Source organism: Trinickia symbiotica, from assembly GCF_002934455.1.
Classification (GTDB): Bacteria; Pseudomonadota; Gammaproteobacteria; order Burkholderiales; family Burkholderiaceae; genus Trinickia; species Trinickia symbiotica.
Map to the genome: position 1 here is coordinate 251,677 of NZ_PTIR01000004.1, position 22,052 is coordinate 273,728.

Genomic DNA, 22,052 nt, shown 5'->3' on the forward strand with positions numbered 1-22,052 from the left:
CGCAATAGCGGAGTCGGTCGCGTCAGCTCGAGTATGCACGAATCATGCCGGCGGCAACCGTATGATGCGTCGCTTCGTCGATGAGCACGAACGCGCCCGTGGCCGGATGCGTGTCGTAAGTATCGCAGACGAGCGGCTTTTGCAGCGTCAGCGTCACGCGGCCGATGTCGTTCATCGTCAGGTTGTGCCGTTCGCTCGTATGCTCGAGCGTATGGACGTCGAGCACTTCCTTGACGGCGCCCACGCGCGCGAAGACGGTGCTCGTCGTTTGCTTCAGCAGATATTTGCGCTGCGGCGAAAGCGGCTCATCGTCGAACCAGCAGACGTCCGCCTCGAGCTTCTTCGCCGGTTGCGGGGCCTGCCCCGCCGACACGAACGTGTCGCCGCGCGAAACGTCGACGTCTTCCGTGAGACGAATCGTCACCGTCTGCCCCGCGAACGCGTGCTCGACCTGGGCCGTGCCACCCGGCACCGGCGCGATGATTTCCGCCACGGTCGCGTCGCGTCCCGCCGGCAGCACGACGATCGCATCGCCGACGCGGACTTCACCCGATTCGACGCGACCCATGTAGCCGCGAAAATCGTCGGCGCTCGCGCCGTCCTGGCGCGCCACCCATTGGACCGGGAAACGCAGTGCCTGGCCCGTCGGCTGCCCGACCGGCAGCGCCTCGAGCACATCGAGCAGCGGCTCGCCCGCATACCAGGGCATGCGCTCGCTCGCCAGCACGATGTTGTCGCCCTTCAAGGCCGAGACAGGGACGAAGCGAACGTTCGCCAGCCCGAGCTGCTGGGCAAGCTGCACGTAGGCATCGCGAATCTCGTTGAAGCGCGCTTCGCTGAACTCGACGAGGTCCATCTTGTTGATCGCGACGATCACATGCTGCAGCCCGAGCAGCTTCACGATCGCGCTATGGCGTTTCGTCTGGGGCAGCAGCACGGCGCGACCGTCGTCGAACGTCACTCGCGTCGCGTCGATGAGGATGATCGCCGCATGCGCGGTCGACGCGCCCGTCACCATGTTGCGCGTGTACTGCTCGTGGCCTGGCGTATCGGCGATGATGAACTTACGCTTGGCGGTGGCGAAGTAGCGATAGGCCACGTCGATCGTAATGCCCTGCTCGCGCTCGGCTTCGAGGCCGTCCGTCAGCAGCGACAGATCGATTTCGTCGCCGACCGTGCGCTTGTTCTTCGCGCGCGAAAGCGCCGAAAGCTGATCGGAGAGCACGGCCTTGCTGTCATAGAGAAGCCGCCCGATCAGCGTGCTCTTGCCGTCGTCGACGCTGCCCGCCGTGATGAAGCGCAGCACGCCGAGGTCCGCCGGTTGATGAGTGGTGATGATGTCCTGCATTCGATACTCGCTCGGAATTCGTTCGGAGGCCGCGCGCGCTTTCGGCGCGGACCTCTTGGGCTGGCTTAGAAATACCCTTGCTTCTTGCGCTGCTCCATCGCCGCCTCGGACGTTTGATCGTCCATACGCGTCGCGCCGCGCTCCGTGATGTCGGTCACGGCCGTCTCGGCGATGATCTTCTCGACATCGTCCGCATCGCTTTCGACGGGGCACGTGCAGCTGATATCGCCAACTGTGCGGAAGCGCACGAGCGCGGTCTCGCTCGTTTCGCCCTCGCGCATCGGCGTGAGCGGCGTGACGGGCACGAGCAGTCCGTTGCGGCGCACGATTTCGCGCTGGTGGGCGTAGTAGATCGAAGGCAGCTCGAGCCCTTCGCGTCCGATGTATTGCCAGACGTCGAGCTCCGTCCAGTTCGAGATCGGAAACACGCGCAGGTGCTCACCCGCATGCAAGCGCGCGTTGTAGAGACTCCAGAGCTCGGGGCGCTGCGCCTTCGGATCCCATTGGCCGAACTCGTCGCGGAACGAAAAGATACGCTCCTTGGCCCGCGCCTTTTCTTCATCGCGTCGCGCGCCGCCGATCATCGCCGTGAAGCCGTGCGCCGCGATCGTCTCGAGCAGCGTAACGGCCTGTGCCGCATTGCGCGAATCGGTCTCGCGGCGCAGCCGCACGGTCCCGCGCTTGATCGAATCCTCGACATGGCCCACGACGAGCTCGGCGCCGATCTCGGCCGCGCGCCGGTCGCGGAAATCGATGACCTCGGGATAGTTGTGGCCCGTGTCGATGTGGACGAGCGGAAACGGCAGCGACGTCTTGCGGTTCGCGCCGAGGCCGAATGCCTTCAGGGCGAGGTGCAGCACGACGACCGAATCCTTGCCGCCCGAAAAAAGCAGAGCCGGCTTGCTGCATTCGGCAACGAGCTCGCGCAGGATATGGATCGATTCGGCTTCGAGCCAATCGAGATGATCCATGCGGTTCGATGCGACCGTGAGCGGGGTCGTCGCGGAGGGTTCGAGAATCGTGCTCATGTTCAGTCTTTTCCTATCGGTTGCCGCGGTCGATGCATCGTTTCCGCGACGACCCGCAATATTCGGGTCCTGCATTGTTTGGGCTCGGTTTGCCTATTGGAGCCGTTAGCTTACGCCTTGGCTGCGCGTTACGCCGTCGCCTTGCCTGCGTCGGATACGATCCTGATCGGCGTGGCGGGCGCGACGTGCAGACCACACTCCTTCGAGTCGCGCGATTCCCACCACCAGCGGCCGGCGCGGCTGTCCTCGCCGGGACGGATCGCGCGCGTACAGGGCTCGCAGCCGATGCTCGGGTAGCCGCGCGCGTGCAGCGGATTGACCGGCACCTCGTACTTCGTCAGATAGGCCCAGACCTCCGCTTCCCTCCAGTCCGCGAGCGGGTTGTACTTGGCGATGCCGCGTGCCGCGTCTTGCTCCTCTTCGGCGAGTTCCGCACGCGTCACCGATTGCTCGCGGCGTTGCCCCGTCATCCAGGCGTCGACGCCGGCGAGCGCGCGATTGAGCGGCTCGACCTTGCGAATTTCGCAGCAGCGCTTGCGCAACTCGACGCTCTCGTAGAACGCGTTGAGCCCATGCTCGGCGGCGTAGGCCTCCACCGCCTGCGGCCGCGGATGAAACTGCTCGATTTCGTAACCGTAGCGTTCGCGCACGCGATCGATCATGCCGACCGTTTCCGCGTGAAGGCGCCCCGTATTCAGCGAAAAAATGCCGATCGGCGCGCCGCGCGAGAGGATGGCATGCGTGAGCAGCATGTCCTCGGCGGCGAGGCTGCTCGCGAACTTGACGTTTTCGTGGCGCGCGGCGATCGCGTCGATGAGCGCGTTCAGCCGCTCGACCTTCGCAGCCAGGACGGCCTCGGGCACGTCGGCGCCCTGCTTCGTGAAGTCGACGACGCTGCTCATACGCGCGTTCCTTGCGCCTCGGCGCCGCTCGACGCTGCCGCCGCGCGGCGGCGGAACAGCGGCTGCGGAATGTCGACGGCGGCCTGGTACTGCACTGAAAGCTCGCTGAATGCCTTCAGCGCATCGTGGATGTCCTTGTCCGCACGCACGGCGAACGCGTCGAAGCCGCAGCGGGCCATGTAATTGAGCTGATCGCGCAGAACGTCGCCGATCGCGCGCAACTCGCCGCGCCAGCCGTAGCGTTCGCGCAAAAGTCGCGCGGTGCTGTAGCCGCGGCCGTCGCGAAACACCGGGAAATCGACGCCGATCAGCGAGATCTTGTCGAAATCGCCGACCAGATCGGCCGGTTCGTCGGCGGGTGCAACCCAGACGCCGAGCGATTCGACGCCGCGCGCCGCCACGAGCGCTTCGCGCGCTTCCTTCCAGAGCGCGAACGGCACGAGGATGCGGCCCGCGGGCAGCGCATCGACGGCGGGCAGCCCGCCGTCTTCGGCCGCGCGCACGATCTGCCAGTCGTCCGCCACGACTTCACGGTTTCTGATAATCGAAGTCATCTGCAAATGTTCCTTGCTCTCGTTCGCTTCGGTCAGGCGTGCGCCGGCTGGCGGGACGCGTAGACCCGTTCCTTGAACGGCGCGATGCCGATCCGATTGAACGTGTCGATGAAACGCTCGCCGTCGATGCGGTTGTCCACGAAGGTGTCGATGACCTTCGACACCACATCGGGCATTTCCTCGGCCGAGAACGAAGGACCGATGACGCGGCCGAGCCGCGCGCCGTTCTGGCCCGTGCCCTGCTCGCCGCCGAGCGACACCTGGTACCACTCCGCACCGTCCTTGTCGACGCCGAGCACGCCGATGTTGCCGACGTGATGGTGTCCGCACGAATTCATGCAGCCCGAGATGTTGAGCGAGAGCTCGCCGAGATCGTAGACGTAGTCGAGATCGTCGAAACGATGCTGGATCGCCTGCGCGATCGGAATCGACTTCGCATTCGCGAGCGAGCAGAAGTCGCCGCCGGGGCAGGCGATGATATCGGTGAGCAGTCCGATGTTGGGCGTCGCGAAGCCATGCTGCTTCGCGCGCTCCCAGACGGCGAACAGATCGCGCTTCTTCACGTTCGCGAGAATGAGGTTCTGCTCATGCGAGACGCGCAGCTCACCGAACGAGTATTCGTCGGCCATATCGGCCGCCGCTTCCATCTGCGCGTCCGTCACGTCGCCGGGGGCGGTGACCGTCGGCTTCAATGAGAGCGTCACGGCGGCGTAGCCCGGCACCTTGTGCGGCCGCACGCTGCGCTCGACCCAGCGCGCGAACGCGCGGTTCTCGAGCAGATGCTTCTCGTATGAAGCATCCGTGTCCGAAAGCTTCTCGTATGCAGGCGGCTGGAAATATTGGGCGACGCGGTCGAACTCCTCCTGAGTGAGCGTCGAAGGACCGTCCTTCAGATGCTGCCACTCCTCCTCGACCTGCTCGGCGAACTTTTTCGCGCCGAGCGCTTTCACGAGAATCTTGATGCGCGCCTTGAACAGATTGTCGCGCCGGCCGAACCGGTTGTAGACCCGCAGGACCGCTTCGCAGTACGTGAGCAGATGCTGCCAGGGTAGATTTTCGCGGATGACCGGACCGACGATCGGCGTGCGCCCGAGCCCGCCACCGGCGAGAATCGCGCAGACGACTTCGCCCGCCTCGTTCTTCGAAAGATAGACGCCGAGATCGTGGATCTGAACGGCGATGCGATCTTCCTTGGAGGCCGAGACGGCGATCTTGAACTTACGCGGCAGCCAGGCGAACTCGGGGTGGAACGTCGACCATTGGCGCAGGATCTCCGCCCACGGGCGCGGATCGACCACTTCGTCGGGCGCGATGCCCGCGAACTGATCGGCCGTGATGTTGCGAATGCAGTTGCCCGACGTCTGGATCGCATGCATCTGCACCGAAGCGAGCTTCGCCAGAATTTCGGGCGTCTCCTCGAGCTTGATCCAGTTGAACTGCATGTTCGTGCGCGTCGAGAAGTGGCCGTAGCCGCGATCGTGCTCGCGGGCGATCCGCGCCAGCATGCGCAGCTGATCGCTGCGCAGATTGCCGTACGGAACCGCGATACGGTGCATGTACGCGTGACGCTGCATGTAGAGACCGTTCTGCAAGCGCAGCGGACGAAACTCCTCCTCGCTCAATTCGCCCGACAGGCGGCGGCGGACTTGGTCGCGGTACTGCGCGACGCGCTCGTCGACGATTGTCTGATCGTACTGATCGTATTGGTACATTCGGGGACCCCAGGTTGTTCTGCGCCGCGCCCTGGTTACGCGACGCCCGAATCGCTATCGACGCGCAAAGAGCGGCAGGACCTAAGACCCTCCGCTCATTTGCTAATGACCGAAACTGCTATGCATATTGAAAAACCTGCGCAGATCGTAATAAACTCGTCTTATATTTCAAACGACTAAAAAATTCTGTCCTTATGCCATGGGGTTATTATGAACCTGCACCAATTTCGGTTCGTGCGCGAAGCCGTGCGGCAGAACTTCAACCTGACCGAGGCTGCCAAGGCGCTCTACACGTCGCAGCCGGGCGTGTCCAAGGCGATCATTGAGCTCGAGGACGAACTGGGCGTCGAAATCTTCACGCGACACGGGAAGCGCGTGCGATCGCTCACCGAGCCGGGGCGCATCATCCTCGCGTCCGTTGAGCGGATCCTGCAGGAAGTCGAGAGTCTGAAGCGCGTCGGCAAGGATTTCGCCGCTCAGGACCAAGGCAATCTCGTCATCGCCGCGACGCATACTCAGGCGCGCTACTCGCTGCCGGGCGCCATCGCCGAGTTCAAGAAGCGCTTTCCGAAGGTGCACCTTTCGATTCTGCAAGGTAGCCCGACGCAGGTGGCCGAAATGGTCATGCACGATCAGGCCGATATCGGTATTGCGACGGAGGCCATCGGTAGCTATAAGGAGCTCGTCTCGCTGCCGTGTTTCCAGTGGCATCACGTAGCGGTGATGCCCGAAGGCCACCCGCTGCTCGAACGCAAGACGCTCTCGCTCGAGGACCTTGCGCAATATCCTCTGATTACTTATGAGGCCGCATTTGCGGGCAGGACGAAGATCAACGAGGCTTTCCATCGGCGCAACCTCACGCCCGATGTCATCCTCGAGGCGATCGATGCCGACGTCATCAAGACCTACGTCGAGCTCGGGCTCGGCGTCGGGATCCTCGCCGACATCGCGTTCAACGGCGATCGCGACAAGCACCTGCGAGGAATGCCGGTCGGGCATCTGTTCGGCACGAATCTCACTCGGATCGCGCTGAAACAGGGGGCTTACCTGCGTAGCTATGTCTATACGCTCGTCGAACTGCTGTCACCCACGCTCACTCGCAAGCTCATCGAGCAAGCGTTGAAGGGCGAGCATGAGAACTACGAGCTTTGACTCATACTGAGTTCCGAGTCGAGGGCTCTTCAACGTAACGAGCTTTTCACGCCAAGGGAGAAACTGAATGCGGTTGTCGTGCCAACTGCGCCGCGCGCTCGCGCTCGCCGCCTTCGCGCTCGCGGGTCTCGCACATGCCGATATCAAGGTCGGGATCGATCTTTCCTCGACCGGCCCTGCCGCCGCGATCGGCATCACGAGCAAGAACGCCATTCTGATGTGGCCGGCGACGATCGCCGGACAGAAGGCGCAATACATTGTGCTCAACGACGGAACGGACCCCGGGGCCGCCGTTGCAAACATCCGCAAGCTCATCGATGAGGACCACGTCGACGTGATCGTCGGGCCGAATATCACACCAGCCGCGCTGGCCGCGCTCGATCCCGTTGCGCGCGCGCAAACGCCGATGATCACGCTCGTCGGCTCGGGCAGCGTGGTCGAACCGCAAGAGGGGAATCGCATCTGGGCGTTCAAGATGGCGCAGACCGATGCCGCCATGGCCGATGTGATGACGCGATACATGTCGAATCACGGTGTGAAGACGGTCGGATTCATCGGGTTCGCCGATAGCTACGGCGAAAGCTGGCTCAAGGAGTTCACGAAGTTCGCCGAACTGCGGCATATCAGCCTGGTGGCGACGGAGCGGTTCAATCGCAACGACGCTAGCGTGACGGGGCAAGTGCTCAGGCTGATGGCCGCGAAGCCCGATGCTGTCCTGATTGCCGGCGCCGGTACACCGGCCGTGCTGCCGCAACGAACGCTCGTCGAGCGCGGATTCAAGGGGCCGATCTATCAGACGCACGGGATTGCGACGCCCGAGTTCATCAAGCTCGGCGGGAAGGACGTGGAAGGGACGCTCTTTCCGACGCAACCGGTCGTCGTCGCGCGGACGCTACCGGCGGATCACCCGGCGAAGAAGGCGGCAATGGCGTTTGTGGACGCCTACGAAGCGAAATACGGTGCGGGGACGGTCACGCAGTTTGCCGGCGACGCGGCCGGCGTTTATCCGCGGCTTCAAGATGCGGTGGGTCGCGCGTTGAAGGCGGCGCAGCCGGGGACGGTGCAGTTCAGGGTCGCGCTGCGCGAGGCTTTGGAGCAAGCGCATGAGGTGGTTGTGCCGAATGGCGTCGTGAATACCAGCGCGAAAGATCACGTGGGGCTCGATCGACGCGCGAGTGTGATGGGGGTCATCAAGGGTGGGAAGTTCGTGTATTTGAGTCAGTGAGCGCGGTGCCCGCGCTCGTGCGGGGTCCTCGGCAGTCCGGTGCGATCGGGACCGGCTCCGGCGCTACGCCAAAGGCGCCACCAGCTTGCCGGCGCACCGGTTTTGCGCCATAATCGCGCTCTTCCGTCGGCGCATCAGGCGTCGGCAAAGACTGCCCAGGTGGTGAAACAGGTAGACGCAGGGGACTCAAAATCCCCCGCCGCAAGGCGTGCCGGTTCGAGTCCGGCCCTGGGCACCAGAAGTTGTTCCGGCGAATGCCGCTGAATCCCGAGAAACCCCGTGCGATCAAGGTCTTACGGGGTTTTTTGCCTTCTAGGCCCACTCAAGAGTGGTGATAATCGCTTGCCCCTCAGTGCCGGGGATAGTCTTGGCGCATCGTGGCGTCTCCAATCGATCAACGTCTCAAGCCGCGTGCGTCTGCGGCGTCGAGGCGAGCGGCTGCACCGCCAGACGCAGGCCCATCGCCTTGAGAATGGCCGTCAGGCTGTTCAAGGCAGGGTTGCCCTTCGGCGAGAGCGTGCGGTAGAGCTGCGTCGGATTCAGGTGCGCCTGCTCGGCCACCGCCTGCACGCCGCCGAACGCCTGTGCGAGCTGGCGCAGTACGGTCAGCAGCTCGGCCTGGTCGCCATCTTCGAGGATGCCATTGATGACATCGAGCGCGAGCGCCGGGTCGCTGCTGTACAGCTCGGCCATCGCCTCATCATGGGTTCTGCTTCTCATTCGTCGGTTCTCCGTTGCCAGTCCTGCCAGTAGTCCACCGCGCGCTCGATGTCCGCGTCCTGCGCACGCTTGTCGCCGCCGCAGAGCAGCAGCACCAGCCGCCGCCCTGACTGGGCGTAATAGACCCGGTAGCCTGGCCCCACGTCGACGCGTAGCTCCCACACCCCATCACGACAGAACCTGTGATCGCCGAAGTTCCCTTGCTCGATGCGAGCCACGCGCCGGATGATCGCCACCTTGGCCTTGCCATCCCGCAGGTGGCTCAGCCAGTCAATGTAGAGATCCTTCTGCCCATCAGCCGTCAGGTAGTGCTCGATTTGATACATGGTCATTTTCGTTTATAGACGAATTAAAGTCAAGACGAAGGCACGACGACCAACTCCCGAATTGCCGCGACACTGACACGACAATTCGGGGCGGCATCACAGCATGCCGATGATCGCAGCCTTCAAAAATTAACCGCTACTGAATTAAGACCGATTTACCCGTTTGCAGACGGATCGCTAGCGTCAGAGTCGGGTGCTCCAAACTCTCGGCATGAGGTCGGTCCAGATAGGCATAGGGACGCGCCAGCCCTGTGTGTGATGTACCGCATCTCGCCATGCTCTCGGTACTTGGCAACGTGGAGGCACGGATTGGAGCCTCGGCCGCAGCGCGGCCGAGTGAGCGCTAGTCAACGTGGGACGAAATCCGCCCATCGCACACGGGGCAAGCTTTATACAGCAGGCTAACGCGGGGCGGCCTCGCCGGACGAGGCCGCCCTCCGACCGCCAATAAACGCAAACGTCGCTTCGATTGCGAACTAGAAGATTGGCTGCCTCGATAGTCTAGGTGCCTGACGCAGGCGTCTTGCGCGAGCGGCTGGATCGCGACGTGGATTTACGCGCTCCCTTTGGGGCTTTGGCTTTGGCCGCTGGCTCCGCTGGCGGCTGTGCCGCGGAAAGCTCCTCGTGCGCCGATTCGGCCGCAACGGTATCCGCGTTCTTCACGGAAGCTTTGCGTGCCCTTGTGCGGCGGGGCTTCGGGGCCTCCTGCGCCTCTGCCTCCTGTGCCTCTAAATCGACCATCGCCTCAATGGCGTGCTCCGGTGACGGTCGGTCCGCTGCCACCAAAGGCTCTACCAGCAATTCGGCTGCCGCCGGCGCGGGCAACGGCTCGTGGGCGTGCTTGCGGCCACCTTTGCTCTTTTTCCTCCCTTTGGAGCCCGTCGCTTCAACCTCAGCACCACTATCCGGGAGAACCGGCCCTGCTGCGACTTGCTTTTGCGTGTCGACGACTCCCGTCCGTGTGGCCCGATAGACAAAGGCGCCGGATTTATCGTCGCGCCCGACCTCCAGCAAACCGCGCGCTTGCGCCTCATCGAGCAAATTGCCGAAGGCTCGAAACCCGTAGTAGGACTCGCTGAAGTCCGGCTTGCGCCGCTTGATCGCGCTTTTGAGCACCGACGCCCAGATCTTGCCGCTCTCGCCGCGCTCGGATGCAAGCGCCTCGAAAGTCTCGACGGCGATCGCAATCGCCTTCGCCTTGCGTGCCTCCATCTCCTGGAGTGGATGCTTCTCTTCGTCGGCCGCGCGTTTCGCCGGTGGCGAGCCCGAATCGCGCATCTCTCGCTTCGCGAGCGCTCGCTGCTGTTCGCGCACGAGATCGTCGTAGAAAATGAACTCGTCGCAGTTGGCGACGAGCAACTCCGACGTCGAATTCTTCACGCCGATGCCGATCACCTTCTTCGCGTTCTCTCGCAATTTCGAAACGAGCGGCGAGAAATCGGAATCCCCGCTGATGATGACGAAGGTGTCGACATGCGATTTCGTATAGCAAAGATCGAGCGCATCGACGACGAGCCGGATGTCGGCCGAATTTTTACCCGACTGCCGCACATGCGGTATTTCGATGAGTTCGAAGCTTGCCTCGTGCATCGCCGACTTGAATCCCTTGTAACGATCCCAATCGCAATAGGCCTTCTTGACGACGATGCTTCCTTTGAGCAGCAGCCGCTCGAGAACCGGCTTTATGTCGAATTTCTCGTACTTCGCATCGCGAACGCCCAGCGCGACGTTTTCGAAGTCGCAGAAAAGCGCCATGTTGACGCCCTCTTGAGGTAAAGCCATGAGTTTCTCCAGCCGATGCGGCGCAGCGGTTAATTCGATAGACGCACATGATAGCCGCGTTGCAAGGCAAGCCCGGAATCCGATGCGGATACCAGGCCATGGAGGCCACGTGGAGCGACTGCACGCGGCCATCCGGCCGGTTGAAGGTGGGCTACTCACCACTACGCGACGGCCTCCATCGAATGCTCTGCACGAGCGCCGTTCCCGTTCATCGGCGGTCATGCAATCAGCCGCGATCAGTCACAAAAAGCGGCCTTTGGCTTGGCAGTCGCGTCGCAAGCTTTGCTTCCGGCCGCGTGGATTGTGACAACTTTATCCGTGCCCTCGTAACTGCACACCAGATAGGGATCGACGTCTTTGAGTGAATCCCACGCTTGAAGCGATACCAGGTTCTTGGGTGGGCCGTCATAGAGCTCCACATGCTTGAGCGCGTGATTCACGCTGCCCTCTGTCAGAGGCGACGGGCATGCATAGCGGTGTCGTTCCGTGGCATGGCACGCTGTACATGCGCAGAGCGCGACCGCCATCAAAAGGCGCTTATTGAACGACATAGTATTGAGTCCCGTCGTCGACCTTTTTGCCATGACCGTTCCGAAATTGAATGGTCCGCTGCTGCGGGGGATGATCCCGGAGCGCCGTCGGCCCTTTCCATTGATCCAGCACGACGATGCCGGCTGGCGTTTGGTACAGGTAGATGGCGGCGTGGCTGGTACCGTTCGTGTGATTACCGTAGCGTCCGTTGTCGTCAAAGGTGGCGATGACGGTACCGCGCCGAATGTCGTTGTCTCCTTGAACGAGCGATACCTTACGCCACAGCGACGTAGGCGGGACTGTGACGACGGCATGAACGAACGTGACGCATTGGCCGTTACCTACGAGTTGATTCCCCTTGACTAGATCATTGGCCTTGCTCATGTTGGCGACGTATGGCATCGGTCCTCCCTGAACATTCGCGGCACTCTATAGCTGCTTCAAGACGCGGCGATATCGTACCAATGTTCAGATGTTAGCGGCAGCGCTACGGAGATCGGAGACGCGTGAAGTGAATGGACCTACCCGTACGTCCTAGCCGCGGGTGGGCCTTCGCCAGCAAGGCTTGTTGATTGACGCCGGCCTCGGGCTGCTCAAGGTGCCGACGATGCAGGCTCCGACGGGCGCTCCTCCTTCGCCTTCCGATGCGGCAAAAGCGTCCGAAGCCACGAATGACCGTTGACGACGATCAGCCCCGCGAATACGAATACCGCACCGACCACGAACGCAGGCGTCAGTTGCTCATGCAGCAGCACCACGCCCCACCCCACGCCGAAGACCGGAGTCATGAACGCCAGCACGCCGAGGCGTGCGGCAAGATAGCGTCGCAACATCGCGAACCAGATCAGAAAGCTGGCGAAACAAACGATAAATGTTTGGAACCCGAGACTGATCCAGACCATCGGCGTGCTGTGGAAACGCATCTCGCCAAAGACGGCCGCGGCTGGCAGCAGAATGACGAATGCGGCGGCCAACTGATAGAACAGCGTTTGGGTGGCCGGCGCCTCGCTGAGCCGACTCGTCCGCACCGCGACGGTCGTCAGGCCCCAAGCCGCGCCGCCGCACAAACCCAAGAGGTCGCCCAGCATCCATGCCGGCGTTCGCGCGAGGCCGCCCGTGCCCAAAGTCGGCACAAGAAAGGCGATTGAGATGCCGATGAAGGCAAGACCGAGCCCACTCCATTGCAAACGCGATAGTCGTTCGTCGGGCAGCCACAGATGCAGGCCGAGGGCAGCAAACATCGGCGCGGTATAGAGGAACACCACCATGTGCGAGGCGCTCGTCCAGTTCAGGCCCTCCGCCACGAGCAGAAATTCGAGTGCGAAGAGGCTGCCGGTCGTGACTGCTGCGCGCCGGATCGGCCTCCTCAGCCACTGGTCCCTTGCGACAAAGCGCGCGTAGAACCAGACCAAAAGCGCCGCTACGCCCGAACGCAACGCGAGCTGCAGAATCGGTGATGCGTCCGCCATGGAAGCCTTGACCGCTACTTGCTGCAGGCTCCAGGTCAGGCAAAGTGCGACCATCATCAGCGTGGCTCGGCCATCGACCGCTTTTCTCATTGCTCGCATCCAAAAGAATCCCGACGACAGTATCGATCGCAGGGTTTCGCACTATATAGTTAGAAACTGACATTCGATCCCGCGAGACCGCCAGCCGATGAAACCAAAGGTGCCAGCGACCACCGCGCACATCCGCCTACCGCCGTTCACCGACGTATTGCCCGTGCCGGTGTTCTTCCGGACGGAGCGCATGCCTGCGCATGCGAGCTACCCGATCCTGCGACACGCGTGGGGAGAATTCGTCTATTCGTTCAGCGGCGTGACGGAAGTGACGGCCGGCGACCAGTACTTCCTTGCACCACCGCATCTAGGACTGTGGATCGCACCGGAGACGGAGCACACTGGCTTCAACCATCAAGCGGCCGTGCATTGCTCGATGTACATTCGCCGGGACTTGTGCAATGGCATGCCCGATTACTCCTGCGCGGTAATGGTGACGCCGCTGGTGCGTGCCATCCTCGAGCACTTGCGCGACCTCGGAAATACCCCTGAACCCGAGCCGGCCCGCGAGCGGCTTTTGCGTGTTCTCGTCGATCAGTTGTCCACATGCCGCACGACGGGCAGTTTCATACCACACACGGACGACGCACAGCTCAACGCCGTATTGCAGCCTCTGCGCGACGATCCGGCCGACAATCGAACCATCGCGGAATTGGCGGCCGCGTTCAACCTGAGCGAACGTACGCTGATTCGGCGCTGTCAGACCGAGCTGGGTATGTCGCTGACTGAATGGCGGCAACGGGTGCGGATCGTCACTGCACTGCCGATGCTCAGGAGCGGGCGCAGCGTGGAAGCTGTGGCGTTGGATCTGGGGTATGCATCTTCGTCGGCGTTCATCGCTATGTTCCGCCGGCTGATGGGATCGAGCCCGAGACGTTTTTTTGCCGCGGAGTTGACGGGAGCGGCAAACGCAGACCAATAATTGACAGCTCTCTTATACGGCACGGCCTCTAGCACGGGCCGCTACTACTGCAAGCTCTTCTTCATTGAGACCGCGTGTCCGAGCGACACATAACCCCGCCGCAAGAGCGCTTCGATCGTCGCCCAATCGCTTTCCGATACACTGCCCGCTTCCTCGCGGGCATCGCGAAAGAGCATCGCCTCCGCACGTAGCCGGCCAAACTCCGACGTCGCGCTGACGGGCACCATATACAGCGCTGCCGCTGCCGCCGCGCATGCATCAGCCAACGCGCCCGGCGGATAACGGTCGCGTTGCCGGTGCACGATCCACCATTCCAGTTCCAGCGAGGCTGCCGGATCGACCCCGAAAGCGCGGTTGCCGGTACGACGGACGATTGAGAAGTAAGACTGCAATGCCGGCAAGGCTTTCAGGTAGTCACTGCGCTCTTTGCCTTCCTTGAACGTGAAGGCCGCCGATGCGCCGTAATAGGCGCCGACATACGACCTCAGCAAAGGAAAGTGATACTGCGTGCGCAGGCTCTTCGCCAGCTCCAGAAAAAGCACGCCGTGCTCGCGGTCATAATAGGAGCGCCACATTTTTGCTTCGAGCGTCGCTGTCGCGATCGGGTCGAAGCGGCTGAGGTCGCGATCGAGCGGCCAGAAGAGATCGACGGCGATGTAAGATGCCAGCGCCGCAATCAGCGCGAGCACCGTGCGTCGCCAATACGCCGGCCGCGCTTTGGAAGCTGGGTGGCGCAGTAACTCAACACTGCCGATGTGCCCGGACGGCTTCATTTTGGAATCGCGTCGATATCGAACGCGCGATGGAAAGTTTATTTCAGCACGCGCCCGAGCACCTCTCCGAACTCCGCATCTTCGATCACAGGCGCGATCTCCAGATGCATCAGGTCGTTCCACGAGTAGGCGAATTCAGTCAGTTTCTTCACATCGTCTGTCTCGAGCAAGTCGAAGCCGCCGCCCAGATCGGCTCGTGTCCATCTGCCCAGCAGCTTGACGCCTTCTGGCGGAAGCCCGCCCGTCTTCTCGAATCGCTCGATGGCTTCCGCCCTGGACCGTGTATCGGGGGCCCAGGTGAATGTCAGCATGAATTTCATGGTGGCCTCCATGTCTCCGCTCGTCATCTGAGACGATGCCGGCATCGGGCGCGAGCGACGGATGCATCGTCCTATCGATAGCCCATGGCCAGCGGAGCGACTGCCTGAATCAATTCTAGGCAACCGATCGCACGCCGTTGCATTTATTCACCTTTGCGTCGATCCGGATATCCTTCCGGTAATCACCAATCGACCGGAGAATGAAATGCGTCACCGATGGGCTGGCTTGGCCGCCCTGCTCGGCATAGGCGGCAAGCTGCCGCGCGAGCACCCTCGCCCTCTCGCGCGGGGGGAAACGAGCCGCAACGTCATGATGCGCGTCACGCTCGACGCTCAGCATGCCACCCCCGTACGCAAGGCATTGATTCGCGATTGTCTTGGACAGCCATGGACTATCCGCGTCACGCCGCTCGCAGGCACCACTCGGGTACGGTTGTCGCTTTATCTCCCGAGGACGGCGATCAACGGCGCGATGCGGCGCGTGGCCGATCTGGCGCCGACCGCCGAACTCGGGCAATTGCTCGACGTCCCGGAAACGCCGACAGGCGTCTGGCGTGATCTTTTGCACCCCGAGCAGTCGCTCCGTGACGACTCGCATGCTCAAAGTGCAGCGGCAGCAAGCGGCACCGATACGATCGCGCGATTGATCTCCGATGAACGCGTGTTGCTCGGCCTCGACGTAGCCGACCGAGACGCGCTCTTCACGGTGCTCGGCCATTTCGTTGAACGATACGGCGGCTTACCGGCGGCGACGGTCGCCGCGGGCCTCAATGCGCGAGAAGCGCTCGGCTCGACGGGTCTCGGCCGTGGCATCGCCGTCCCGCACGCTCAGGCGGAAGGCCTGCGCGAGCCCATCGTGCTCTATGTCCGCCCGCGCGAACCCATCCCTTTCGAGGCTCCCGACGACGCACCGGTGACCGACGTCGTCGCGCTGTTCGTCCCGGAATGGGCGAACACGACGCATCTGCACTTGCTTGCCGACGTGGCCGAGCGCTTTTGCGATCACCGCTTTCGCGAGCGTCTCCAAGCGTGTGACGATGCGCGTGCCGTCTGCCGCATCTTTCAGGATTACGATCGTCCTGTGCTCGGGCGTTAGCAATCTAGAGCCGACGAGCAGACTCATGCGCGCGGAAACCGCTTATCCCACTCGTTACAGAGCTTACGGAACGATCGGCAACGGTCGTAAGCCTGCTGAAGGTCCATCCGCGCCGTGAGTGCGGGCTGGTCCGTTGTTTCTCCGTAAGCGCGCTTTTCCATACGCTCGCGGAGCCAACCCTTCGCATCTCTGGGTACCTCCGCGTCGATGGCAAGGTCGGCCGCAGCAATTGACAGACCGCGGTACCCGTTCAACGACTCTGCCGCGCCGATAAACCACGCCTCAAACTCGCGGTTTGCGAGCACAACAGAAACTTCGCGATGCGGCAGCACCCGCTGCGCCCTGGCCACGACCTCCGGACCAAGCGTAGCCGGGCAGTGGTCGTCCGCGTCGAGAAGGATTAGAACCCATCCGTCAGTGCCAGCCTTATTGCCCGCAAACTCCAAGTGGCGAACGAACTCCTCTTCCCGATTAAGAAAGCGATCGCGGTGAACCCGTATAGGTGTTTGAACATCGATATATCCTTGTGCATATCTCCACTCCGCCATTCTCCGCAGTAATACGGGTAGTGCCGAGACCTCACCATGCCCCTCCACGATACAAGCGACCCTCACGAACCGAGCCCCCCGTCAAATAGTGAGGCTTGATGTATCACCTGGTCTTTTATAGCTTCCGGGTCCGGCTGCAATTGACCCAGCTTCAAGAGCTCGCCGGCGGAAAATAGATGTTTGCGGATCGCCTCGCGGGACGCCGGGTCGATTTGCCCGAGCTTGGTATCGCCAGCCTCCGAAATTACCGCAAGAATCTGGTCATCGCGGACAGAGACGTCATCGAGCAACTCCGGGCTGTGGCTCGTCACAATGACTTGTGTATTGTTCGACGCGCGCTCCAAAGCCTCGCGAAGCGCAGCACTCGCCGCAGGGTGCAAGGCAGTCTCCGGTTCTTCGATGCCGATCAACGTTGGAGCGAAATCGACGTTGTGCTGGAACAGTGCCGTAAGCACACCGACTGCCCTCAGCGTGCCATCCGACATGTTTTGCGCTGCGAATCGCCAAGGATCTTTGACGCCGGACACGTCTTGCATGAATTCCAGCGTCTCCATCGGTCCCACTTGAACGCGCTTGAAACCATGTACGGTCGGCACGACGGTCTGCAGATATTCTTGAATAGTCCGAAGCGCAGGTGCGTTTACTCGCTCGAGATGACCGATGACACTAGCGATGTTCTCGCCTTCGGGTTTCAACAAGCGGCCCTCCTGGGCCTTCTGCAACTCACGCATCAGTTTCGGATTGAGGTTGTAGAAACCCATGCTTGTCAGCGCGTCGAAGACGGGGCGAAATTCGCTCAGGCCCGACAGCGCAACGAGTGCCAGACGATCGCCAGTTAGCGCCGGCAGCGTTGCCGCGCTACTTGCTACGATCTGGCCCCGCTCGATCCGATAGTACGGTCCTTTGCGCTGTCCTCCCAAGCTGCACTCCTCGGCCTGGACCTCGAAGCCTCGATTCTTGAGAGATCCGATGCTAAAAGCATAGTGTCCAGTCCGATCACCTAGCGTGAAATCCAGTCGGATACCGAAATGGGTCGGATGGCCAGCGGATCGCCGCCGCACTTCCGCCAAACCACCTCGGACGTTGAGCGCCTGATCGAGCGAGCTTGTCAGGGCATCGACCACCAGATGCAGCGCATCGACGAAATTACTTTTGCCTGCGCCGTTTGCACCGACAAGGTATGTCAAAGGACCAAGCGCCACGTCGCATCGGCCTATGCTGCGGTAGTTGCGTAGCACCACACGAGAAATAAATGGCCGCACTTTCCTGACCCGACTGGTTGAACAAAAAGCTGATGGTAACAGTTAGCGAGTGCCTCGGAGCGGTCTCTAGCCAATAGCGCTTCGGTCTCTCCTCGCAACGAAGAGGCGGAAGCCATCAGCGGTCATAAAAGCCAACATGCCGTCACTCCTCAGCGAGATCGGCCGCTACGCCCTGAGCATACTTGGTGACAGCCCGCGCGATGCGTTCGGACAAAACCGGATCCGCCACCGCACGCGCCAGCGTGACGCCGCCCGAGAGCATCGCAAGCAGCGCGATCGCCGCATCGTCGCGCTCCTTCCCCGAGCCTCCGGCCAGTCCCGTCGATACTTCATCAATCAGGCGCCGCAATTCGGCTTCATACGCCGCGCGCGTCTCGAAGTCGGCGCGAACCACCTCGGGCGAAAAGCTCGGCAACGCGCAACTCTCGCCAATGTCGCAAGTGCGCTTCGCACCCATGTAGAAATCAATAAACGGCTTGAGCCAGCGTTTGCCGCGTGCAGCCTTCATGTCGGCAATCGCGAGCCGCAGCTGCTCCAGGCCGGTCAACACGACCGTCCGGAACGCTTCGCTCTTCGACTTGAAGTGCCCATAGAACGCACCGTTGGTGACGCCCGCTTCCTTCGTCACGCCTTCGATACCGGATCCGCCGTAACCCTCACGGCGAAAAATTCGACCTGCGGCGTCGAGGATGCGCGCGCGCGTTTCCTGTTTGTGTTCCGCTGAGTAACGCATAGATGTGACCTGTGCTGCAAATTAAAAAGAGAGATCACTCTCTATTGCATAGAGAGAGATCAGTATGTATGCTTAGAGAGCAGTCTGTATTTATACCACTACCACTCATCCATTGACTGGAGGAATCGCCATGCCGATTACGCTTACGGTGCCGGAAGGCCTACTGCCCCCCGAAGTCGAAACGCAAGTGTTTGCCGAGCTGACCCACGCCCTGCTGAAGGTCGCCGGGCTAGATGGCAATAGCTTTATGACCGCCAATGTAGTCGGTACGGTCAACGTGCTGCCGAGACGTCATGTGTTCGCGGGCGGAGAGCCCGCCGCCGCCGCATTCATCGAATTGAAGCTGCCGGGGGTTGCGCTCGCGACATCCGAATCGAAACAGGCGTTCATCGAAGCGGCGACGAACGCCGTGGAACGGGCCGCGCAAGGTCGCATTCGGCGCGAGCAGATCTGGACCAATATCGTCTATGCCGCGGACGAGTCGTGGGGCATTGGAGGAAAGGCGTACAGCAACGCGGCACTGGTCACCGCGATTCAGGCGGCGGCCGGCTGAAGGAGAATCGAGTCGAGGGGTGCGCCGGACCGCCGCCATGCCAAGCGGCGGTTCGGCGCCGGCCTCACTACCGTTCTTCCTTCACGCGCGACACGAGCTGTGTCGGGCTCACGAACTGCAGCGCGATCAACACCCAGACGAGCGTAATGCCCATGTAGATCATCGCCATCGCGTCGATCGATTGCGGCGCGCGGACGCCTGTAGAAAACACCGCGTAGTAAAGGGCCACGACGAGCGTTTGCGTGTCCGGCCCGGCCGTGAAGTACGTCAGCTCAAACATGCCGATCGTGCGGACGAGCACGAGCAGCCCGGCCGCCAGCATGCCCGGCACGAGCAACGGCAGCAGCACGTAGCGGAAGTAGCGGAACGTATTCGCGCCGAAGATCCTCGCGGCTGCTTCGAGGTTGGGGTCGATCTGCTCGATGAACGGCGTCATGACCAAAATGACGAACGGCAACGCAGGCACGAGATTCGCGAGGATCACGCCCGCCAACGTGCCCGCGAGGCCCACCTTGTACATGACGGTTGCCATCGGAATGCCGTACGTCACCGGCGGCACCATCAGCGGCAGCAAGAAGATCAGCATCGCGAGCCGCTTGCCGGGAAACGTCGCCCGCGCGAACGCATAAGCCGCGGGCACACCGAGTCCGATCGACAGCAGCACGACGGCGCCCACCACTTCGACCGTCACAGTGAGCACGCTCGAAAGCTGGAAGTCGCTCCACGCCTGCGCATACCAATGCAGCGTGAAGCCTTGCGGCAGCAACGTGCCGAACCAACGCGTACCGATCGAATTGACGGCGACCGTCGCGATCAGCAACAGTACGTTGAGCAGGAAGAACGCCATGACGCAGCGCACGAGCACCTTCCAAAGGCGCCCGCCGATACTCTCGGTACGCCGCGCCTTCGAACGCGCACCGCCGTCGACCGGCGACGCGTCGCCCCGCATCGGCAGCGTGCGCGCGGTTTGATTTTCGATGGCCATTACCCTTTCCCTCCCGTCACCGGACCGGTGTAGAACATCCGGCGCGCGCCGAGCATCGCCGCCACCACGATCAACTGCACGAAGCCCATGATGATCGCGATCGTCGAAGCGAGCGAGTAGTCGTAGCTTTCGAAGGCAGCCTCGGCGGCGGCGATCGAAATGACGCGCGTCGGCCCAGCCGGCGCGCCGAGCAGCACCGCCGATGGAAACACCGAGAACGCCTGAACGAACGAAAGACATGCCGCCATCGTCAGTCCCGGCACGAGGAGCGGCAGATAGATCTGCCTGAATTGCTGCCAGGGGCTTGCACCGAGCGTCGCGGCCGCGCGAGCGAGCGTCGGATCGATTCCGGTGACGTACGAGAGCGTCAGCAGGAACGCGAACGGGAAACCCGACACGACCAGAGAAATCAGAACGCCCCAGTAATTGTGCGTCAGTCTCACTTCTCCACCGTAAAGATGCAGCGCATTCACGGCCTGCGTGAACCAGCCGAGCGGCGAGAAATAAGTCAGCATGCCGTCGGCGATTAGCACTGTGCCGAGCGTCACCGGTATCACGAGCAACGTCGTCACGAGCTTCTGATAGGGCGACTTCCGGCGCAGCGCGAAAGCGACGGGCACGGAGAGGCCGACGTTGATCAGCGTCGCGGGCACGGCAAGCTTCAATGTGACGATGACCGTCGGCCACATCGAGCTATCGGAAAAGAACGTCGCATAGTTCGCGAGCGCGCTCCCGCCGTTCATCGGCTGAAACGACAATACGAGACCGTAGGCAAACGGATAGACGAAGAGTGCGACGATGAACCCGAGCGCCGGCGTGACGAGCCAGCCTTTCGCGTCGCGCGGGCCCGTGAGCGAGAGCGTGCTCATGATGCCTTTTCCTCGTTGTAGACCAGCGCGCGTTCCGGCGCGACGGAGAGCGTCACGCGTTCGCCTTGCGCAAACTCGCCCTCTACGCGCGCCCAGAGCTTGCCGAAAGGCGCGCGCACGAAAAGCAGCGAGTCACGGCCGCCGTACTCCACCACGTCCACTTCGACCTCGAACGCGTTCGGCGTACCGGGCTGCGCGCGGACGAGATCGTCGGGGCGTATGGCGAGCAGGACCGCCTTCGCCTCGAAGGCCTCCATCGCCGTGGCGACGAAACGCACGCCGCTCGCCGTCACCTCCACGCCGTTGCCGGCGGTGCCGTCGAGCGTGCAGGCGAGCACGTTCCGATAACCCATGAAGCGCGCGACATGCAGGTTCTTCGGACGGCAATAGACTTCCTTGGGCGCTGCCACCTGCTGCACCACGCCCTCTTTCATGACGACGATGCGGTCGGCCATCGAAAGGGCCTCGTCCTGATCGTGCGTCACGTAAATCGTCGCGCGCTCGAGTTGGCCGTGAATACGGCGGATTTCCGCCCGCATTTCGATACGCAGTTTGGTGTCGAGGTTCGAAAGCGGCTCGTCCATCAGCACGACGGGCGGCTCGATGACGATCGCGCGCGCAATCGCGACGCGCTGCTGCTGGCCGCCCGAGAGCTGTCCCGGCAGCTTGCCTTCGTGGCCGACGAGCTGCACGAGCTGCAGCGCCGCGCGCGCACGCTTTTCCGCCTCGGCCTTCGCCACGCCGCGCATCTTCAAGCCGAAGCCGACGTTCTCGAGCACCGTCATATGCGGAAACAGCGCGTAGTTCTGAAAGACCATGCCGAACCCGCGCTTTTCGGGCGCGAGGACATCGATGCGCACGTCGTCGAGCCAGATTTCTCCGCCCGTAAGCGGCTGCAGGCCGGCGATGCAGTTGAGCGCGGTGGACTTGCCGCAGCCCGAAGGCCCGAGCAACGCGATGAATTCGCCGCGCTCGATCTCGAGATCGAGACCGTTCAGCGCGGAGATATGGGCGCCTTCGGCGTTGGCAAAGCTGCGCGACACCGAGGCGAGGCGCAGTTGATCGAACGTGTGCTTCATGGTCTTTCCCTTGCTGACATCTGGGGATGCGGCCGGCTGACCCGGCCGCATCGACTTCGCTAACAACGCTTCA

The 22,052-nt window shown here is 62.3% G+C and carries 24 protein-coding genes and 1 tRNA gene; 6 read left to right on the forward strand and 19 right to left on the reverse strand.

Annotated elements, in window-relative coordinates; genetic code table 11:
- Window positions 1–22 precede the first annotated feature (22 nt).
- The 5 genes from B0G57_RS08940 to B0G57_RS08960 form a co-directional block, all read right to left on the reverse strand.
- The gene (locus B0G57_RS08940; protein ID WP_018443135.1) at window positions 23–1,348 is read right to left on the reverse strand and encodes a sulfate adenylyltransferase subunit 1; all 1,326 of its coding nucleotides are present in this window, start codon (window positions 1,346–1,348) and stop codon (window positions 23–25) included.
- A 65-nt stretch (window positions 1,349–1,413) separates the two neighbouring features.
- On the reverse strand, window positions 1,414–2,376 hold the full coding sequence (cysD, locus tag B0G57_RS08945) for a sulfate adenylyltransferase subunit CysD (RefSeq protein ID WP_018443136.1): 963 nt from the start codon (window positions 2,374–2,376) through the stop codon (window positions 1,414–1,416).
- Between the two features lie 128 nt (window positions 2,377–2,504).
- A complete protein-coding gene (locus B0G57_RS08950) occupies window positions 2,505–3,278 on the reverse strand; it encodes a phosphoadenylyl-sulfate reductase (protein ID WP_018443137.1) in 774 nt (257 codons plus the stop codon).
- On the reverse strand, window positions 3,275–3,832 hold the full coding sequence (locus B0G57_RS08955) for a DUF934 domain-containing protein (RefSeq protein ID WP_018443138.1): 558 nt from the start codon (window positions 3,830–3,832) through the stop codon (window positions 3,275–3,277). The genes B0G57_RS08950 and B0G57_RS08955 overlap by 4 nt, the downstream gene beginning before the upstream one ends.
- A gap of 32 nt (window positions 3,833–3,864) precedes the next feature.
- Window positions 3,865–5,544, reverse strand: a complete 1,680-nt coding sequence (locus tag B0G57_RS08960; RefSeq protein ID WP_018443139.1) for a nitrite/sulfite reductase — start codon at window positions 5,542–5,544, stop codon at window positions 3,865–3,867.
- A gap of 210 nt (window positions 5,545–5,754) precedes the next feature.
- Between B0G57_RS08960 and B0G57_RS08965 the strand changes: the two genes are divergently transcribed.
- The 3 genes from B0G57_RS08965 (at window position 5,755) to B0G57_RS08975 (ending at window position 8,159) form a co-directional block, all read left to right on the forward strand.
- Entirely contained in the window at window positions 5,755–6,696 is a 942-nt protein-coding gene (locus B0G57_RS08965) for a CysB family HTH-type transcriptional regulator (protein ID WP_018443140.1), read from the forward strand.
- Between the two features lie 67 nt (window positions 6,697–6,763).
- Complete coding sequence (locus tag B0G57_RS08970) at window positions 6,764–7,921, forward strand: ABC transporter substrate-binding protein (protein ID WP_018443141.1); 1,158 nt, start codon at window positions 6,764–6,766, stop codon at window positions 7,919–7,921.
- A 153-nt stretch (window positions 7,922–8,074) separates the two neighbouring features.
- A tRNA-Leu gene (locus tag B0G57_RS08975) sits at window positions 8,075–8,159 on the forward strand.
- A 164-nt stretch (window positions 8,160–8,323) separates the two neighbouring features.
- Here the strand turns inward: B0G57_RS08975 and B0G57_RS08980 are convergent.
- From B0G57_RS08980 to B0G57_RS09005, 6 genes are all read right to left on the reverse strand, one after another.
- Window positions 8,324–8,641 (reverse strand): helix-turn-helix domain-containing transcriptional regulator, encoded by a 318-nt coding sequence (locus tag B0G57_RS08980; protein WP_026230125.1) that lies wholly within the window; start codon window positions 8,639–8,641, stop codon window positions 8,324–8,326.
- Window positions 8,638–8,967: a type II toxin-antitoxin system RelE/ParE family toxin gene (locus B0G57_RS08985; RefSeq protein WP_189595335.1), complete on the reverse strand. Its 330-nt coding sequence runs from the start codon at window positions 8,965–8,967 to the stop codon at window positions 8,638–8,640. Before B0G57_RS08985 ends, B0G57_RS08980 begins: the two co-directional genes overlap by 4 nt.
- 501 nt (window positions 8,968–9,468) lie before the next feature.
- Window positions 9,469–10,749, reverse strand: a complete 1,281-nt coding sequence (locus B0G57_RS08990) for an NYN domain-containing protein (RefSeq protein ID WP_018443144.1) — start codon at window positions 10,747–10,749, stop codon at window positions 9,469–9,471.
- 236 nt (window positions 10,750–10,985) lie between these two features.
- Entirely contained in the window at window positions 10,986–11,333 is a 348-nt protein-coding gene (locus B0G57_RS32250) for an STY0301 family protein (RefSeq protein WP_317615677.1), read from the reverse strand.
- Complete coding sequence (locus tag B0G57_RS09000; protein ID WP_020566482.1) at window positions 11,287–11,682, reverse strand: BPSL0067 family protein; 396 nt, start codon at window positions 11,680–11,682, stop codon at window positions 11,287–11,289. Before B0G57_RS09000 ends, B0G57_RS32250 begins: the two co-directional genes overlap by 47 nt.
- Window positions 11,683–11,873: 191 nt before the next feature.
- Window positions 11,874–12,839: a DMT family transporter gene (locus B0G57_RS09005; RefSeq protein WP_018443147.1), complete on the reverse strand. Its 966-nt coding sequence runs from the start codon at window positions 12,837–12,839 to the stop codon at window positions 11,874–11,876.
- Between the two features lie 109 nt (window positions 12,840–12,948).
- Here B0G57_RS09005 and B0G57_RS09010 point away from each other — a divergent pair, with 109 nt between their 5' ends.
- On the forward strand, window positions 12,949–13,761 hold the full coding sequence (locus B0G57_RS09010; RefSeq protein WP_223258666.1) for an AraC family transcriptional regulator: 813 nt from the start codon (window positions 12,949–12,951) through the stop codon (window positions 13,759–13,761).
- A 44-nt stretch (window positions 13,762–13,805) separates the two neighbouring features.
- Here B0G57_RS09010 and B0G57_RS09015 read toward each other — a convergent pair whose 3' ends face one another.
- The gene (locus tag B0G57_RS09015; protein ID WP_018443149.1) at window positions 13,806–14,534 is read right to left on the reverse strand and encodes a hypothetical protein; all 729 of its coding nucleotides are present in this window, start codon (window positions 14,532–14,534) and stop codon (window positions 13,806–13,808) included.
- A 38-nt stretch (window positions 14,535–14,572) separates the two neighbouring features.
- Window positions 14,573–14,854, reverse strand: coding sequence for a DUF3303 domain-containing protein (locus tag B0G57_RS09020; protein WP_026230126.1), 282 nt, complete (start codon window positions 14,852–14,854; stop codon window positions 14,573–14,575).
- Window positions 14,855–15,059: 205 nt separating this feature from the next.
- On the opposite strand from B0G57_RS09020, the gene B0G57_RS09025 reads away from it, so the two are divergent.
- Window positions 15,060–15,950: a PTS sugar transporter subunit IIA gene (locus B0G57_RS09025; RefSeq protein WP_233215971.1), complete on the forward strand. Its 891-nt coding sequence runs from the start codon at window positions 15,060–15,062 to the stop codon at window positions 15,948–15,950.
- Window positions 15,951–15,973: 23 nt separating this feature from the next.
- Here the strand turns inward: B0G57_RS09025 and B0G57_RS09030 are convergent, their stop codons facing one another.
- From B0G57_RS09030 to B0G57_RS09040, 3 genes are all read right to left on the reverse strand, one after another.
- The gene (locus B0G57_RS09030) at window positions 15,974–16,564 is read right to left on the reverse strand and encodes a DUF4276 family protein (protein ID WP_018443152.1); all 591 of its coding nucleotides are present in this window, start codon (window positions 16,562–16,564) and stop codon (window positions 15,974–15,976) included.
- The gene (locus tag B0G57_RS09035; RefSeq protein WP_026230127.1) at window positions 16,561–17,760 is read right to left on the reverse strand and encodes an AAA family ATPase; all 1,200 of its coding nucleotides are present in this window, start codon (window positions 17,758–17,760) and stop codon (window positions 16,561–16,563) included. The genes B0G57_RS09030 and B0G57_RS09035 overlap by 4 nt, the downstream gene beginning before the upstream one ends.
- 142 nt (window positions 17,761–17,902) lie before the next feature.
- Window positions 17,903–18,493, reverse strand: a complete 591-nt coding sequence (locus tag B0G57_RS09040; protein WP_018443154.1) for a TetR/AcrR family transcriptional regulator — start codon at window positions 18,491–18,493, stop codon at window positions 17,903–17,905.
- Window positions 18,494–18,623: 130 nt separating this feature from the next.
- Between B0G57_RS09040 and B0G57_RS09045 the strand changes: the two genes are divergently transcribed.
- Entirely contained in the window at window positions 18,624–19,046 is a 423-nt protein-coding gene (locus tag B0G57_RS09045) for a tautomerase family protein (protein WP_018443155.1), read from the forward strand.
- Window positions 19,047–19,113: 67 nt separating this feature from the next.
- Here B0G57_RS09045 and B0G57_RS09050 read toward each other — a convergent pair whose 3' ends face one another.
- The 3 genes from B0G57_RS09050 to B0G57_RS09060 are packed head-to-tail and all read right to left on the reverse strand — an operon-like array spanning window position 19,114 to window position 21,979.
- On the reverse strand, window positions 19,114–20,031 hold the full coding sequence (locus tag B0G57_RS09050; protein ID WP_018443156.1) for an ABC transporter permease: 918 nt from the start codon (window positions 20,029–20,031) through the stop codon (window positions 19,114–19,116).
- Window positions 20,031–20,900, reverse strand: a complete 870-nt coding sequence (locus B0G57_RS09055; protein ID WP_018443157.1) for an ABC transporter permease — start codon at window positions 20,898–20,900, stop codon at window positions 20,031–20,033. The genes B0G57_RS09050 and B0G57_RS09055 overlap by 1 nt, the downstream gene beginning before the upstream one ends.
- Complete coding sequence (locus B0G57_RS09060; RefSeq protein ID WP_018443158.1) at window positions 20,897–21,979, reverse strand: ABC transporter ATP-binding protein; 1,083 nt, start codon at window positions 21,977–21,979, stop codon at window positions 20,897–20,899. The genes B0G57_RS09055 and B0G57_RS09060 overlap by 4 nt, the downstream gene beginning before the upstream one ends.
- Between the last annotated feature and the right edge of the window lie 73 nt (window positions 21,980–22,052).

Excerpts from the sequence above, each read along its gene's own strand:
- B0G57_RS09000 (WP_020566482.1), bottom strand. The coding sequence starts at position 11,682 with ATGCCATACGTCGCCAACATGAGCAAGGCCAATGATCTAGTCAAGGGG.
- B0G57_RS09020 (WP_026230126.1), bottom strand. The coding sequence starts at position 14,854 with ATGAAATTCATGCTGACATTCACCTGGGCCCCCGATACACGGTCCAGG.
- B0G57_RS08970 (WP_018443141.1), top strand. The coding sequence starts at position 6,764 with ATGCGGTTGTCGTGCCAACTGCGCCGCGCGCTCGCGCTCGCCGCCTTC.
- B0G57_RS09040 (WP_018443154.1), bottom strand. The coding sequence starts at position 18,493 with ATGCGTTACTCAGCGGAACACAAACAGGAAACGCGCGCGCGCATCCTC.
- B0G57_RS08965 (WP_018443140.1), top strand. The coding sequence starts at position 5,755 with ATGAACCTGCACCAATTTCGGTTCGTGCGCGAAGCCGTGCGGCAGAAC.
- B0G57_RS08960 (WP_018443139.1), bottom strand. The coding sequence starts at position 5,544 with ATGTACCAATACGATCAGTACGATCAGACAATCGTCGACGAGCGCGTC.
- B0G57_RS08985 (WP_189595335.1), bottom strand. The coding sequence starts at position 8,967 with ATGTATCAAATCGAGCACTACCTGACGGCTGATGGGCAGAAGGATCTC.
- B0G57_RS09055 (WP_018443157.1), bottom strand. The coding sequence starts at position 20,900 with ATGAGCACGCTCTCGCTCACGGGCCCGCGCGACGCGAAAGGCTGGCTC.
- B0G57_RS08980 (WP_026230125.1), bottom strand. The coding sequence starts at position 8,641 with ATGAGAAGCAGAACCCATGATGAGGCGATGGCCGAGCTGTACAGCAGC.
- B0G57_RS09060 (WP_018443158.1), bottom strand. The coding sequence starts at position 21,979 with ATGAAGCACACGTTCGATCAACTGCGCCTCGCCTCGGTGTCGCGCAGC.
- B0G57_RS09015 (WP_018443149.1), bottom strand. The coding sequence starts at position 14,534 with ATGAAGCCGTCCGGGCACATCGGCAGTGTTGAGTTACTGCGCCACCCA.
- B0G57_RS08990 (WP_018443144.1), bottom strand. The coding sequence starts at position 10,749 with ATGGCTTTACCTCAAGAGGGCGTCAACATGGCGCTTTTCTGCGACTTC.
- B0G57_RS08950 (WP_018443137.1), bottom strand. The coding sequence starts at position 3,278 with ATGAGCAGCGTCGTCGACTTCACGAAGCAGGGCGCCGACGTGCCCGAG.
- B0G57_RS09045 (WP_018443155.1), top strand. The coding sequence starts at position 18,624 with ATGCCGATTACGCTTACGGTGCCGGAAGGCCTACTGCCCCCCGAAGTC.
- B0G57_RS09005 (WP_018443147.1), bottom strand. The coding sequence starts at position 12,839 with ATGAGAAAAGCGGTCGATGGCCGAGCCACGCTGATGATGGTCGCACTT.
- B0G57_RS09025 (WP_233215971.1), top strand. The coding sequence starts at position 15,060 with ATGCGTCACCGATGGGCTGGCTTGGCCGCCCTGCTCGGCATAGGCGGC.
- B0G57_RS08940 (WP_018443135.1), bottom strand. The coding sequence starts at position 1,348 with ATGCAGGACATCATCACCACTCATCAACCGGCGGACCTCGGCGTGCTG.
- B0G57_RS08955 (WP_018443138.1), bottom strand. The coding sequence starts at position 3,832 with ATGACTTCGATTATCAGAAACCGTGAAGTCGTGGCGGACGACTGGCAG.
- B0G57_RS09050 (WP_018443156.1), bottom strand. The coding sequence starts at position 20,031 with ATGGCCATCGAAAATCAAACCGCGCGCACGCTGCCGATGCGGGGCGAC.
- cysD (WP_018443136.1), bottom strand. The coding sequence starts at position 2,376 with ATGAGCACGATTCTCGAACCCTCCGCGACGACCCCGCTCACGGTCGCA.
- B0G57_RS32250 (WP_317615677.1), bottom strand. The coding sequence starts at position 11,333 with ATGGCAAAAAGGTCGACGACGGGACTCAATACTATGTCGTTCAATAAG.